Source organism: Methylorubrum podarium (assembly GCF_022179745.1).
Taxonomy (GTDB): domain Bacteria; phylum Pseudomonadota; class Alphaproteobacteria; order Rhizobiales; family Beijerinckiaceae; genus Methylobacterium; species Methylobacterium podarium.
On the sequence record NZ_BPRD01000508.1, the window covers coordinates 1 to 14,039 of the forward strand.

At 63.7% G+C, this 14,039-nt stretch carries 12 protein-coding genes and 2 pseudogenes; 6 read left to right on the top strand and 8 right to left on the bottom strand.

The genetic code is table 11. From position 1 onward, the window contains the following. The 4 genes from MFF42_RS22130 to MFF42_RS22145 all read right to left on the bottom strand — a co-directional run. Positions 1-189, bottom strand: a 189-nt coding sequence (locus tag MFF42_RS22130) for an arsenate-mycothiol transferase ArsC (protein ID WP_373875208.1), incomplete at its 3' end; no start/stop codon positions are given. A gap of 363 nt (positions 190-552) precedes the next feature. Next, positions 553-1,065, bottom strand: coding sequence for a UPF0262 family protein (locus MFF42_RS22135; protein WP_238257801.1), 513 nt, complete (start codon positions 1,063-1,065; stop codon positions 553-555). 137 nt (positions 1,066-1,202) lie between these two features. Then, on the bottom strand, positions 1,203-2,498 hold the full coding sequence (gene hisD, locus MFF42_RS22140) for a histidinol dehydrogenase (RefSeq protein ID WP_238257802.1): 1,296 nt from the start codon (positions 2,496-2,498) through the stop codon (positions 1,203-1,205). A gap of 31 nt (positions 2,499-2,529) precedes the next feature. Next, entirely contained in the window at positions 2,530-2,985 is a 456-nt protein-coding gene (locus tag MFF42_RS22145) for a DUF2948 family protein (RefSeq protein ID WP_238257803.1), read from the bottom strand. A gap of 259 nt (positions 2,986-3,244) precedes the next feature. On the opposite strand from MFF42_RS22145, the gene MFF42_RS22150 reads away from it, so the two are divergent. Then, the gene (locus MFF42_RS22150) at positions 3,245-3,601 is read left to right on the top strand and encodes a hypothetical protein (protein WP_238257804.1); all 357 of its coding nucleotides are present in this window, start codon (positions 3,245-3,247) and stop codon (positions 3,599-3,601) included. A gap of 75 nt (positions 3,602-3,676) precedes the next feature. Here the strand turns inward: MFF42_RS22150 and murA are convergent, their stop codons facing one another. Both murA and MFF42_RS22160 read right to left on the bottom strand, forming a co-directional pair. Next, complete coding sequence (murA, locus tag MFF42_RS22155) at positions 3,677-4,966, bottom strand: UDP-N-acetylglucosamine 1-carboxyvinyltransferase (protein WP_238257806.1); 1,290 nt, start codon at positions 4,964-4,966, stop codon at positions 3,677-3,679. A gap of 190 nt (positions 4,967-5,156) precedes the next feature. After that, positions 5,157-5,312 (bottom strand): hypothetical protein, encoded by a 156-nt coding sequence (locus MFF42_RS22160; protein ID WP_238257807.1) that lies wholly within the window; start codon positions 5,310-5,312, stop codon positions 5,157-5,159. A 619-nt stretch (positions 5,313-5,931) separates the two neighbouring features. Between MFF42_RS22160 and hemA the strand changes: the two genes are divergently transcribed. The 4 genes and pseudogenes from hemA to MFF42_RS22180 form a co-directional block, all read left to right on the top strand. Further along, entirely contained in the window at positions 5,932-7,329 is a 1,398-nt protein-coding gene (gene hemA / locus MFF42_RS22165; RefSeq protein ID WP_238257809.1) for a 5-aminolevulinate synthase, read from the top strand. 49 nt (positions 7,330-7,378) lie between these two features. Then, entirely contained in the window at positions 7,379-7,846 is a 468-nt protein-coding gene (locus MFF42_RS22170; RefSeq protein ID WP_238257810.1) for a hypothetical protein, read from the top strand. A 351-nt stretch (positions 7,847-8,197) separates the two neighbouring features. After that, a complete protein-coding gene (locus MFF42_RS22175) occupies positions 8,198-10,156 on the top strand; it encodes an SPM autocatalytic domain-containing protein (RefSeq protein ID WP_238257812.1) in 1,959 nt (652 codons plus the stop codon). Positions 10,157-11,060: 904 nt separating this feature from the next. Then, positions 11,061-11,489, top strand: a pseudogene (locus MFF42_RS22180) (integrase core domain-containing protein); the annotation flags it as partial. Positions 11,490-11,558: 69 nt separating this feature from the next. On the opposite strand, the gene MFF42_RS22185 reads toward MFF42_RS22180, so the two are convergent. Continuing rightward, positions 11,559-12,089 (bottom strand): DUF2059 domain-containing protein, encoded by a 531-nt coding sequence (locus MFF42_RS22185; protein ID WP_238257814.1) that lies wholly within the window; start codon positions 12,087-12,089, stop codon positions 11,559-11,561. A gap of 54 nt (positions 12,090-12,143) precedes the next feature. Then, entirely contained in the window at positions 12,144-12,899 is a 756-nt protein-coding gene (locus MFF42_RS22190) for an MBL fold metallo-hydrolase (RefSeq protein ID WP_238257816.1), read from the bottom strand. Positions 12,900-13,391: 492 nt separating this feature from the next. On the opposite strand from MFF42_RS22190, the pseudogene MFF42_RS22195 reads away from it, so the two are divergent. After that, positions 13,392-14,039 (top strand): annotated as a pseudogene (locus MFF42_RS22195) (helix-turn-helix transcriptional regulator); the annotation flags it as partial.

Sequence of the window (14,039 nt, forward strand, 5' to 3'; positions counted from 1 at the left end):
GATCATGAAGGGGTCGCTCGGCTCGCCCGAGCGCACGCCGGCCGACTGGACGTAGGTGGACTTGCCGAAATAGTGGCGCGCGATCGCCTCCGCCGCCAGCGAGCGCACCGCGTTGAAATTGCACATGAACAGGACGGACTGGACCCGCCCCTTCTTCGGCCCGGTCCCCGGGATCGCGTCGTCCGTCATGCCCTGCCCGAGAGCATCGTCCCGAAAGGTGGCCATCCGGCTTTCGGAAAAAGACGATGCGAGGCAAAGGGCCGGAGCATCGTCCCGAAAGGTGGCCGTCCGGCTTGTCGGAAGGGACGATGCGCGACGAGGAGCCGGAGCATCGTCCCGAGAGGAAGGCGCCGGCCGGTCGGAAAAGTCGATGCAGACACCGTGACCTCTCGCGAAACGCCCCCGCCGCCTTGCGCCGATGCATCACGGATCGGGCGTTTCGTGAGGTGCTCGTGCACACGCTGATATAAGACCGCCCTGGATTTCCCGAAAGCGCATCGTTTTGCCGATCCGATCACCCGACGGGCAGGATGCTGCGCGGTCGGCGCGGTCTCAGCCCTTCCAGTGGAGGGCGAAGATCAGGGTGAACAGGCGCCGCGCCGTGTCGTGGTCGAGATCGACCTTGCCTTCGAGGCGCTGCCGCAGGAGTTCGGACGCCTCGTTGTGCAGGCCGCGCCGGCCCATGTCGATCGCCTCGATCTGCGTCGGCGAGGCGGTGCGGATCGCGCTGTAGTAGCTCTCGCAGATCATCTCGTAGTCGCGGATCACCCGGCGGAAGGGGGTGAGCGAGAGCAGGTGGGTCATCACCGGCTCGCCGGCTTCCGTCGAGATGGCGAAGGACAGCTTGTTCTCGACGAGACCGAGGACCAGGCCGTAGGGCCCGTCGTCGCGGTCGGGCAGGCTGAAGACGTTCTCCTCCAGGATGTCGTAGATCGCGATGGCGCGCTCGTGCTCCTGGTCGGGGTTGCCCCGGCCGATCGAGGCCTCGTCGAAGCGCACCGCCGCGAGCCGGTTCCTCGGCTTCTCCGGCGCCCCGTCTGCCCCCTGCTTCGGTTCGGCCTTCATCGCCGCCGCCTTCTCGCGTCGGCGCCCGAATCCGGGCGCCCTCTTGCCGTCACATGAGCCGCAAGCCCGCCCCGCAGGCAAGCATTCCCGAGGCGGCGGCTCGAAAAGTGATCATCCGTCCCCGAACGGGGCCGGCGTCAGAGGTTGAGCCGGATCGCCACGGAGCGCGCGTGCCCGTCGAGCCCCTCCGATTCGCCGAGCGCGATCGCGGCGGGGCCCAGCGCCCGCAGGGCGGCCGGATCGCAGCGCAGGATCGAGGTGCGCTTCATGAAGTCGAGCACGCCGAGCCCCGAGGAGAACCGCGCCGAGCGGGCGGTCGGCAGGACGTGGTTCGGGCCGCCGACATAGTCGCCGATCGCCTCGGGCGTGTGCGAGCCGAGGAAGATCGCCCCCGCGTTCCGGATCTTTCGCGAAAGCGCCTCGGCATCCTCGGTCTCGATTTCGAGGTGCTCGGGCGCGATGGCGTCAACGAGCGGCACCGCCTCGTCGAAATCCCGGACGCGGATGATCGCGCCGTAATCGCGCCAGCTGGCGCGGGCGATCTTTTCGCGCGGCAGGGTCGTGAGGGCGCGTTCCACCGCCGCCTCCGTCGCCTCGGCGAGTTCATCCGAATCGGTGATGAGGACGGATTGGGCCGCCTCGTCGTGCTCGGCCTGGGCCAGGAGGTCGGCGGCGATCCAGTCGGGGTTGGCGTGGCCGTCGGCCAGGATCAGCACCTCGGAGGGGCCGGCGATCATGTCGATGCCGACCTGGCCGAACACCCGGCGCTTGGCCGCCGCCACCCAGGCATTGCCGGGGCCGACGATCTTGGCCACCGGCGAGATGCTCTCCGTGCCGTAGGCCAGCGCGGCCACCGCCTGCGCTCCGCCGACCCGGTAGATCTCGGTGACGCCGGAGAGGTGTGCGGCGGCGAGCACCAGCGGGTTGAGCTGCCCCTCCGGAGTCGGCACCACCATGACGATGCGCGGCACGCCCGCGACGCGGGCCGGCACCGCGTTCATCAGCACCGAGGAGGGATAGCTCGCGGTGCCGCCGGGCACGTAGAGCCCGACCGATTCGAGCGCGGTCCAGCGCCAGCCGGCGGTGACGCCGAGGTCGTCGGTGGAGAGGTGGTCCTCGGGGATCTGGCGGCGGTGAAACGCCTCGATCCGCTCGGCGGCGAGCGCCAGGGCGGCGCGGGCCTCGGGCGGGCAGGCGGCGACCGCCGCCTCCACCTCCTCGGCGGTGATGCGCAGGGCGGCCGGCGCGAAATCCTGGCCGAGCCGGTCGAAGCGGCGGGTGTAGTCCACCAGAGCCGCGTCGCCGCCGGAGACGACGCCCGCGATGATGCCGCGGACGGTCTCGTCCACGTCCTCCGCGATCTCGCGCTTGAGGCCGAGCAGGCGCTTGAAGGCCTCCCCGAATTCCGGGGAGCGGCTGTCGAGGCGGATCATCGGGCGTTATCGGCGGTTCGGGGGAGGGGGGTCACGGGCGGCTCTCGACGAGGCTGCGCGCCGCCTCGTGGTCGGGGCGGCCGTCGGCCTGCCAGACGGGACCGAGATCCTTCAGGCGGACCTCGATGCATTCGAGTTCGAGGCGGATCGCGGCGCCGCCGGAGAAGACCAGGGTGGCGATGCCGGACGGGGCCTCGGTCTCCTCGAAGGTGATCGCCAGGAGGCTCAAGGGTTCGCCCGAGCTGGCCCCCGGCGTGATGCCCCTGGCCTTAACCGACAGCACCCGCTCGAAATGCAGGCCCGCGAGCCGGCGCCGGGGCGGCTCGCCCGGGGGCACGGACCAGTCGAAGCGGCGCGCCGCGAGGGCGAAGCGGTGCTCCCCCGGCAGCCACGCGAGATCCTCCGCCCGCAGGATCGCGTCCTGCAGGTGGGCAGAGATGACGGCGAGATCCTCGGCGTCGAGGGCGGCGAGCTTGAGAAGCTCCATGCTTACGCTCCAGGCTCCCCGACCGAACGCGCGGAGAGCGGATTTCGAGGCGTAGGTAGCGAGGCGACCCGCCTGCGGCAACCGGCAGCCGGGCCGAGGGGAAGGCACTTGCGCGCGTCGATCGCGCGACGCGCCCCGATTCACCCTGGCCGGGCACGACTGCGCGAGGCCGCGGCTCTTTCGGGCTCATCGTGCGTTCATGAGCGCGGGGCTAAGGCCAAGCATGACCATCGTGAGCCAGCGGGAGGGGACGAGGACGATGAAGAGTGGAGTTCTGGCCATCGGGCGCACCGTGGGGGTCGCCCTGGCCCTCGGGTTCGTGGCGAGCCCGGCAAGCGCCCAGTATTACCGCGACGGCTACGACAGCCCGCGCCGCTACGACGACGGCTACGGCCGCCGCTACCGCGACGACGACGATTACGGCCGGCGCCGCCGCTACGAAGAGGATGACGGTCCGCGCTTCCGCGGTCCCCCGCCCCCGCGCTACGGCCGCGGCGGCGGCAGCATCTGCGTGACCGCCCGCGGCAACTGCCCGACGGGCTTCGCGCCGGTGAACTCGCCCTGCGCCTGCGACATTCCCGGCTTCGGCGTGAAGCGCGGCGCCGTCGGGCGCTGAGCCCACGCACGGCTGTGAGAGGCGCGCGGCCTGCACGATCCGGTGCAGGCCGCTTTCTTTTGGATTGGCGGCGCCTCAGGCGCGCACGCGCTCGATCTGCGCGCCGCAGCGACCGAGCTTGGCCTCCAGCGCCTCGAAGCCGCGGTCGAGGTGGTAGACGCGGTTGATCTGCGTCTCGCCCTCCGCGGCGAGCGCGCCGATCACCAGCGAGACCGAGGCGCGCAGGTCGGTGGCCATCACCGGCGCGCCCTTCAGCCGCTCCACCCCCTCGACCACGGCGAGGTCGCCGTCGAGGCGGATCCTGGCGCCCAGGCGCGCCAGCTCCTGCACGTGCATGAAGCGGTTCTCGAAGATCGTCTCGCGGATGCGCGACTGGCCCTTGGCCAGCGTCATCAGCGCCATGAACTGCGCCTGGAGGTCGGTCGGGAAGCCGGGGAACGGGTCGGTGGTCACGTCCGCCGGGCTGATCCCGCCGCCGTTGCGGCGCACGCGGATGCCGTCGGGCAGGGCCGTGACCTCGGCGCCGGTCGAGGCCAGCGTATCGAGCGCCGACGAGAGCAGATCGGCCCGGGTGTTGACGAGGGAGACGTCGCCCCCGGTCATCGCCACCGCCATGGCGTAGGTGCCGGTCTCGATCCGGTCGGGCAGCACCTCGTGCCGGGCGCCGCCGAGGCGCGCGACGCCCTCGACGACGATGCGGGAGGTGCCGGCGCCCTCGATCCGGGCGCCCATCTTGATCAGGCACTCGGCGAGATCGACCACCTCCGGCTCGCGGGCGGCGTTGTCGATCACGCTGGTGCCGTAGGCGAGCGCCGCCGCCATCAGGGCGACGTGGGTGCCGCCGACCGTGACGCTGGGGAAGGTGATCTCGGCGCCGCGCAGGCCGTTCTTGGTCTTCGCGACGACGTAGCCGCCGTCGATCTCGATCTCGGCGCCGAGCTTCTCCATGGCCATGATCAGCAGGTTGACCGGCCGCGTGCCGATGGCGCAGCCGCCGGGCAGCGACACCTTGGCCTCGCCGAAGCGGGCCAGCAGGGGCGCGATGACCCAGAAGCTCGCCCGCATGGTCGAGACGAGTTCGTAGGGCGCGGTGGTGTCGATGACGTTCGAGGCGGTCAGCCGGATGGTCTGGCCGGTCTCCGCGGTCTGGCCCGGCCGCTTGCCGACGACCATGTGATCGACGCCGTGATTGCCGAGGATGCGCGTCAGCGCCGCGATGTCGGCGAGCCGCGGCACGTTGATGAGCTCCAGCGTCTCCCCGGTCAGAAGGCTCGCGATCATCAGCGGCAAAGCCGCGTTCTTGGCGCCCGAGATCGGGATCGTGCCGTTGAGCGGCGTGCCGCCGGTGATGTGGATGCGGTCCATCGGGGTCCTCGAAGCGCCTCCGTACCGGTCGCGGAGGTCGCCTTGCGTGCCGGGCGCGGGGGCGCCCCTCGTTCAGGTGGAGGTATAGGCGGTATCCGGCAAAAAGAAGAAGCGTGGCCGTTCGGTTCCACCCCGCGCCCCGCGCATCGCTCCCGGGGAGGCGGGGCGAGAGGGTCGGCGGGCGCCGAGCCTAGCTTTTCCGGGGCGGCTGAGCCTCCGGCTCGGGCTCGGATGGGGCATCGGGCGCGTCGTCGGCCCGGCCCCGCGCCTGCGCCTTGCGGCGGCGGAGGTTGTCGCGCAGGGCCGCCTTCAGCCGTGCCGCCCGCTCGTCGTCCTTGGTCGCCATCGCCCGCGTTCCGACACGATCCTTCCCGCCGGACCCGCCGAGGCGGACGCGGCCGTCACGGGACGGCCGTATCGCGGTTTCGCGCCCTTCGCCAGCGCTCCCGTCTCCGACCGACGACCGCGCCGGACGGCCGGCCCGCCCCGCGAATCGTGCCGCGACCCATCGTCACCGGCACAGCGTTTCGAGGAGAAACGGGATGAACGAGACCCGCCCGCTCGGGCCCGAACCGATGCCGGACGACGTCCTCGGCGGTGCTGCGCAGGAGAGACGTCCCAGGCTCGGACCCGAATACGGACAAGATCCCTGAGGCTGTTCAAGCCGGTGCAAAGCCGGCGCAAAGCAGGAATGTCTCGAACTCACCTTGAACCAGTTCGAAAATACCTCCTATCTTGCGGTCACAGCGGCGCCGGCGAGGGACTCGTCCCGGAAGCAAGCGGGCGCCGCCGGTTGGACGATGACGCGCGGAAGGTCGCGCCGCTCCCCGGGGGCTGAACCTTGGGAGATCACCGCCCGGCTGCGAACGGTTCGGCGACGCTCTTCGGGGCGGCGCGCGAGCCTGAATTCTTTACCCGAGGCGTCCCAAGAAGAACGCCCGGCCAGCCGAAAGCGTCGAGGACGGATGCCCGTGAACCTGATGCCCGTGAACGCTGCCGACAGCACCGTGTCCGATGAATCGATCGTGGGCGGTGATGGCGGCGTGGACGATGCCGGCGTAAGCCATGGCGCAAGCAATGGCCGGGCCAGGTTCGAGCGTCCGCCGGCCCGGCCGACCGGGCCGCGCACGGATTACGACGGACATTTCCGGGCGGCCCTCGACCGGCTGCACAGCGAGCGCCGCTACCGCGTCTTCGCCGATATCGAGCGCATCTCGGGCCGCTTCCCGCAGGCGTCGTGGCGGCGCCCGGAGGGCGGCAGCCGCGAGATCACCGTGTGGTGCTCCAACGACTATCTCGGCATGGGCCAGCACCCGGAGGTGGTCGGCGCCCTGACCCAGACCGCCGCCCGCTGCGGCGTCGGCGCGGGCGGCACCCGCAACATCGCCGGCAACAACTCGCCGCTGGTCGATCTGGAGCGCGAGCTCGCCGACCTGCACGGCAAGGAGGCGGGCCTCGTCTTCACCTCGGGCTACGTCTCGAACCAGGCCGGCATCTCGACGATCGCCAAGCTGATCCCGAACTGCCTGATCCTGTCGGACGCCTTCAACCACAACTCGATGATCGAGGGCGTGCGCCATTCCGGCTGCGAGAAGCGCGTCTTCCGCCACAACGACCTCGAACATCTTGAGCAGCTGCTCGCCGAGGCCGGCGACCGGCCCAAGCTGATCGCCTTCGAGTCTGTCTACTCGATGGACGGCGACGTGGCGCCGATCGCGGCGATCTGCGACCTCGCCGACGCCTACGGCGCCATGACCTATCTGGACGAGGTCCACGCCGTCGGCCTCTACGGCGAGCGCGGCGCCGGCATTGCCGAGCGCGACGGCGTGATGCACCGGGTCGACGTGATCGAGGGCACGCTGGCCAAGGGTTTCGGCTGCGTCGGCGGCTACATCACCGGATCGGCGACGCTGTGCGACGCGGTGCGCAGCCACGCGGCCGGCTTCATCTTCACCACCGCCCTGCCGCCGGCCGTCGCCGCAGCGGCGCGCGCCTCCGTGCGCTACCTCAAGCGCTCGAAGACCGAGCGCGAGGCGCATCAGCGCCAGGCCGCCCGCACCAAGGCGGCGCTGGAGGCCGCCGGCCTGCCGGTGCTGCACACCGAGACCCACATCGTGCCGCTGATGGTGGGCGACGCCGAGCTGTGCAAGGCGGCGGCCGACCACCTGCTGGAGCACCACGACATCTACATCCAGCCGATCAACTACCCCACGGTCCCGCGCGGCACCGAGCGCCTGCGGATCACGCCCTCGCCCTTCCACGACGACGAGCGGATCGGCGCGCTGACCGCGGCCCTGGTCGAGACCTGGGACACGCTGGACCTGCCGCGGGCCGGGACAGTGTTCGCGGCGGCCGCGGAGTAGGCGACATGCCGCGGGCGCGCCCGGTTCCGAACCGACCGGGCGCCCCGCGATGAGACCGACTTCCCTGCGCGAGGTGGTCGAGCGGGCGCGGGTGGATGGCGATTGGGACCACCACCTGCAAAACTTCCTCGACGCCTTCTACGCCCTCGACGGCGACACTGCCGCGCAGGGTGCGATGATCGCCGAGGATCCCGGATTCCTGGGTCGCGCCCAGCCCGATGCCTTCCTCGGCGGGGTCGGCGAGCATCTGGCCCGACGCTGGCGGCTGCCGTCCATCCCGTCCTGGGTGCGCCACGAGGCGCGCTACCTCGACACGGCGATGTTCGTGCCCGACGAGCGCAACCTGCGCAACTACCTCATCTGCGTCAGCCCGGTCTCGTTCCGCCCGCGCCTGATCTTCACCGGGCCGGACCCGCTCCAGCGCGCCCGCTTCCCCTACCACCGCGGCGTGATCCGGATGCCCCTGACGTTTCCGCAGGGGCCGGAGGCCGCGGCCCTGTTCGAACCGAAGCGCTGAGGGGGCTCCAGCTCCCTAATATCGGATCGTCTTTTCAGACGAGCTAGCAGCTCCCTTTGGGGACTATGCAGGTGGCGTTGCAGCCAGCTGCCCCGAGATCCTCCTCAAGCGCAGTTCTATTTCGCCTCTGCGAGGCTTGTCGATATCGTTACGCCCGCACAAGCCGTTAACTTCTAAAAGGGCGCCGATATGCCTGAGATCAATAAAAGGCATTTTGGAAATCACTCTCGCGACGACGATTATCTTGACATCGGAGGTTGCATTTGCGAATGACTCTGCTGCTCAGGTTGTGGAAAGCTCTATTGGAAAACTGAGTATTCTGTAGCCGCATTTCAATAAAGGATGGCTAGCATGAGCAGTGGAACAGTTCCATATCCGGTCACACTCGACGAAATTGCTGTTACAGGTAGATCTTGGGATAATTTCATTACTTGGCAAGATCGTTACTACGGCAACCCATCGTATGCAATTTCGCCAGACGCAGCGGTAGATGGCGATGGCTTGAGGGCAAATCTTTCTTCGATAATGTTTAGGCCAGTCAAGGAAATTTGGCGAGAAAATGACCGCACTCCAAATAGTGCGGTTCCGATTCCGGTGTCTGTCGGAAAATATTCCGGCCCTATCAAAGGGAATACAATTCAAGAGGTTGAATTCAGAAAAGATCCAAAAGGCAATACATATTATACGCTATCGACAGGAAAGGAGGAAATAGACATCACCAAAATTGCAGGATACCAGAATCTAGGTATTGATCCTAATGCCGCAAGTTTCCATAAGCATGAGATTAAAACATTCGTATGTCTAGTTTCTAACCCAAATTGCACCCCAGATAATATACATCGCCTTATGAGAGAAAACCCAGCTCCATTTGTAAGTTATAAATCAGGACAATGTGTAAACAGCGGCGACGTATCGACAATAATCGGGACCGGAATACTTGGAGTGGGTCAAATCGTTCATTACGTTGATCCGTCAAATTTCTCGCTTGTCAACGTGACCTTGGATAATCATAAGTTGTATCCTGGGTTGGTTTACCAGCAGGTTTTTCAAGATGGAAACGCGCTAGGCATTAGATACATTGGTATCGGAAACGGGCTTGAATATCTTGGTAATTTTGGTGTCGAGTTGTCCAACGCACTTCAATATGCATGGCCAGCTCAGTCGACTGAAATTGGGTTGAAGATCCTTAAAAATCACACAACTATACTCCCAAAGACATGGAATTCTCTGAATACTCAAGCTTATCCAGAGCCTGTGGAGACACCGATTAGTGCCCCTATTTCGAGTATTTATCCGCCGGGATTTGATGGGATTGGATACCTCAATCAAATTGGACATGGAAAAACATCTATTCCTGTCCAGAAATTATTTGATCCTTTAGCATACATCGCTTCATACGGCGATCTGATAGAAGCATTTGGCGCAAATGCAGCTGCAGGACAATACCATTACGAAACATATGGCGTACAAGAAGGAAGACACATAACTTTTGATGGATTGAGGTACATAGCCTCTCATGCAGATCTGATTAAAGCGTACGGAGGCGATGCCGCGAGCGGCGTGTTGCATTATCTACATTATGGATACCGCGAGGGGAGGGCGACCACGTTTGATCCAAATTCATACATGTGCATCAATCGAGATGTCTTATCGTATTATGGCAATAATGCCGAAGAAATAACTCAACATTACATCAGATATGGTTTTCTCGAAGGCCGAGATCCAGGAAACGGCAGGCCTCTCGCGAGACCAGTGTTTCTGGATCTTGACGGGGATGGGATAGAAATAATTCCGTACAATGAATCTTCTGCCCATTTTGATATCATGGGAACTGGCCATGCACTGAAAATCGCTTGGGTTGGAAAAGATGATGGAATTCTTGCCATCGACCTAGGAACGGAGGGCCATCCTCATCCCGATGGGATTATCGATCAGCAGTATGAGATAAATTTTTCCGAAGCATTGATGGCTAGAAACCCCGGATTTTATCCAAAACTACCAACAGATATCGAGGGAATCAAGGTCCTATACGATAGTAACAAAAATGGGTTACTAGACCCAGGAGATATAGACTGGGGGCGTTTCAGGGTCTGGCAAGATCGAAATCAAGATGGGTCGACAGACGATGGCGAGTTAAACACATTGGATGAACAAAAAATCTCCTCAATATCCTTGCAAATACAAGACGCGTTCGAAAAAGAGTCTGATGGAAGTATCGTGTCTGGTTTCAGTGATATTTTGTTCAGCAACGGCAGGGTAAACAAGGCTGGTAACGTACAGCTATCATTGGGGGCGGTGAAGGAAATATAAAATCATTAACAAGAAGCAATTTGAATGGGGATAGCAGTGCCAATTCTGAATTTATAGATGTGAATCCACAAAAAGACATCAAACTTGAAAATATATCGAGGAAAGAAGCTGCTTCATACAAACAAGTTGAGGCGCAATTTGATCATGACCAAACTGTGCCTAACGACAATGAGCTTAATGTCATCTCGCTCACCCAACATCTATATTAGTTTAACTGCGGATTCAATAAAACTATTGATATAACAGGATCTGTGCAAGCTACATTGTTGTGCCGTCGAGCGTGAAGGCACAACATCTTATTCTGTGTTATACACAAAAAGAGGCACGCAAAATGTCAATAATAGATGCATTGGCCCTGAGCATAATTTGCAACTTAGCACTTTGTTGTAATGCAGCGGCAGCGCGAGGCTACAGATCCGATTTTTCATTTATGCTAAAGTGTGACTACAATATCGATAGTGAAATAAGAGACAAATTTACAAACTTTCTAAAAAAAATAAGTTTGAAGTTGTTGACAAGGTACATTTAGCTGCAATCAAAAAAGAGCGCCCTTTGCTAAGTGTCGATATGATAGCGTTGGACTCCGGTGATAAACAAGTTAGCATCGTCAAGATGCCTGTTTCGGTTGAAACTTACGTTGTAACTCTCACGACCCCGCCGCCGACGAAGCGCGCAACTGAGTTGGAAGAAAAAATGATAAATCTTGCAGAAAAAGATCTCCACTGTAATATATATAACGTTAGTCGAGGAAGCAATGATGCTTCATCTTCTGAGTTATACTACGAAATTATACGTATATATAGAAAAATGACTCGTGATTATAATACTAATATAAGCAAATGACATATATTTCGAAAAGAATGGCTGTACACATCTATGAATTTCTGAGTACGACGAAAGATTTCTGTTTGCCGCCATCGACCGCATGAGCAAGTTCACCTTTGCTAGTCTGGTTGAAAATGCCGGCAAGATGGAGGCGGCACCGTTCCTGCGGGACATGATTGTGGCCATACTTCACCGCATCGACATCGTCCTGACCAGTAACGGCATCCAGTTCACCAACCGCACGAGAGACGTCTGGGACAGCGAGCACATCTTCGATCGTGTCTGCACGGAGCACAAAATCCAGCATCAGCCGACCAAAGTGAACCATCCCTGGACCAACGGCCAAGTCGAGCGAATGAACCGCACGATCAAGAACGCGACGGTCGAGCGCTACCACTACGGCAGCCACGATCAACTCAGAGCCCATCTCCAGCTCTTCGTAAATGCCTACAATTGCGCCCGCCGCCTCAAGACCCTCTGGGGCCTCACGCCCTACGAGTCCATCTGCTAGGCCGGATGTAAAGAGTCCAAACGCTCCAGGCTTGAACCGTCACATTACATTCCCGGGACCCTACACCTAGCGCCGCTTGATCTCGTTCGACCAGCCATGGGTGGCGGCGGCCTTCTCGATCTTCTCCTTGAGCTGCGGCATCAGCGTGCCCATCCACTGCTGCATCCCCGTCAGCATGGCCTGGCTCAGCTGCGGCTGCGCCTTGACGAGGTTCCGGCCCGCCGGCGTGGCGTAGAAGGCCGCGACCGCCTTCAGGTCCTCCTTCGAGAGGACGGCGGCGAAGCTGAGGGCCTGGATCGCGAGCAGGTCGTCGTAACGCTCGGAGAGGGTGGGCAGGACGACCTCGTCCACCATCACCTGGGCCTTCTTCGGGTCCGTCAGACCCATCTGCTGCATGACGCCCGCCATCGGCGCCTTCATCGCCGCGAGCACCGCGGCCCGGTCGCCCTGCGCGGCGGCGACGACCTCGCGGGCGGCGGCCAGGCGCTCCGGGTCGGCGCTCACCTGCGGCACCGCGGGTTTTGCGGGCGCCTGCGCCAGAGCCGGCGCCGTGATCAGACCGAGACCGAGGAGTCCATAGAGCACGACCATCCGCATGATTCGTCCTTCCTTGCCGTTGCGCGCGGAAGAGGCGGCAGATGGGCCGCGATGTCAAAGCGTGAGGACGAGCCCGTCCTCCGCCGCGATGTAGCCGTCCGGCGGGTGGGCGAGCATCTCCGGGCTCATATGCGTGAGCATCAGCCGTTTCGGGGCGATCTCGGGCACGCGCCGCTTCAGCGTCGCCCAGTCGAGGTGGAACTTCACCGGACGCTCCACGGTGTAGCCCTCGGCGATCATCAGATCCGCCCCGCGCCCCGCCGCGACGATGTCCTCCACCCACTCGGTGTCGCCGGTATAGCTGACGACCTTGCCCCCCGCCTCGATCCGCAGGGCGTGCGCGGGCGCGCCGGAGGGATGGCGCATGGTGAAGGCCGTCGCGCGCACGCCGCCGGTCTCGACCGGACGCCCGGCCTCCATCTCCACGACCTCGACCCGGAAGCGCCGCTCGACCGTGCTGGAGCCGGGAAACAGCACCTCCATCGCCGCCGGGAGGCGATCGGCCGTGCCCGGCGGCCCGACCACCGTGAGCGGATCGGTGCGCCCGCTGACGAGCTGCCCGTCGAGGATCAGCCAGGGCAGGCCGCCGAAATGGTCGCCGTGGAGATGGGTGAGGAACACCGTGCGGATGCGGTTCGGATCGACGCCGAAGCGCCGGATCGCGATCAGCGCGGAGGCGCCGCAATCGATGAGGAAGGCACCGCCGGACGCATCGACCGGGATATCGACCGAGGTATCGACGTGGAAGCAGGTGTGGAAGCGCCCGCCCGAGCCGAACGCGTCTCCGCAACCGAGAACCTGGAGCCGCATGAACCTCTCCTGTGTCGCGAGCCTTTTCCACGATCCCCGGATCACGGAAAACGCCCAAGCGTCTGATTCTCCGCATTTCCTTCGCGCGAGCCGGTGACCGCCCCGCTCGAACATGCTCCAGCAGGGGGAGATCTCGGTCGCCGGGCGACCGCGGCAATCGTCCGGACCCGGCATTTTCTCCGGATGACCATCGGGACGCGCGACAGTGCCGCCTCACTTGATTCCGCAATCGGCAAGGCCGCTCTTCCGAAAGCTGAATTCCACTTCACTTGAGACGCAGCCGTAAAAGGGGGACATTGCGACACGCTTCCGGGGTCTCGCTTCGCGAAAAGGCTGCCGGAGTCTGGATGTGGACAAATGCGATCCTGACTTGCGGGGGAGGAATGCGAAGAAAATCCTGTCCCCACCGGCCGGATACGATATCCGGCGGCTTTCGAAGGCGCCGACGTCCCGGCTCCTCGCCGCGGACGTCTCATTGTTCTCCCCGGATTCATGACGCTTCATTCTCGCTCCCTTCCCTCCGTCATCCGCTCGGCTTCGATCGAACCGGCCGCCGTTCTCTCGGCGGAGGGCGCGGCGCTGATCGACCGGATCTACGAGGCGGCGGCGGTGCCCGAGCTGTGGCGCGAGGTGCTGATCGAACTCGCCCGCTTCGCCGGAGCACCCGAGGCGGTGCTGATCGTCTCGACCGGGACGCACTACCGCGGCTTCGTCACCACATCGCCCGAGTTCGACGCGCTGGTGACCGAACATTTGAGCTTTCCCGGCAACGTCCGCACGGAGCGCCTGCTGGAGCTGCGCCATCCCGGCTTCTGCAACGACCTCGACGTCGTGACGGAGGAGGAGATCGCGACGCTGCCGCTCTACCGGGATTTCCTGATCCCGCGCGGCTACGGCGCCGGCACCGCGACGACGGTGATGGTGCCGAGCGGCGACAGCGTCATCGTCCATTGCGAGCGCGCCCGCGCGGAGGGCGATTTCGGTCCGCAGACCCTGGCCGCGCTCAACGGGCTGCGCCCGCATCTCGCGCGGGCCGCGCTGCTCTCCGCGCGCCTGGAGATGGAACGGGTCGCCACCACGACGCAAACGCTCGAAGCCCTCGGCCTGCCCGCCGCCGTGCTGGGGCAGGGCGGGCGGGTC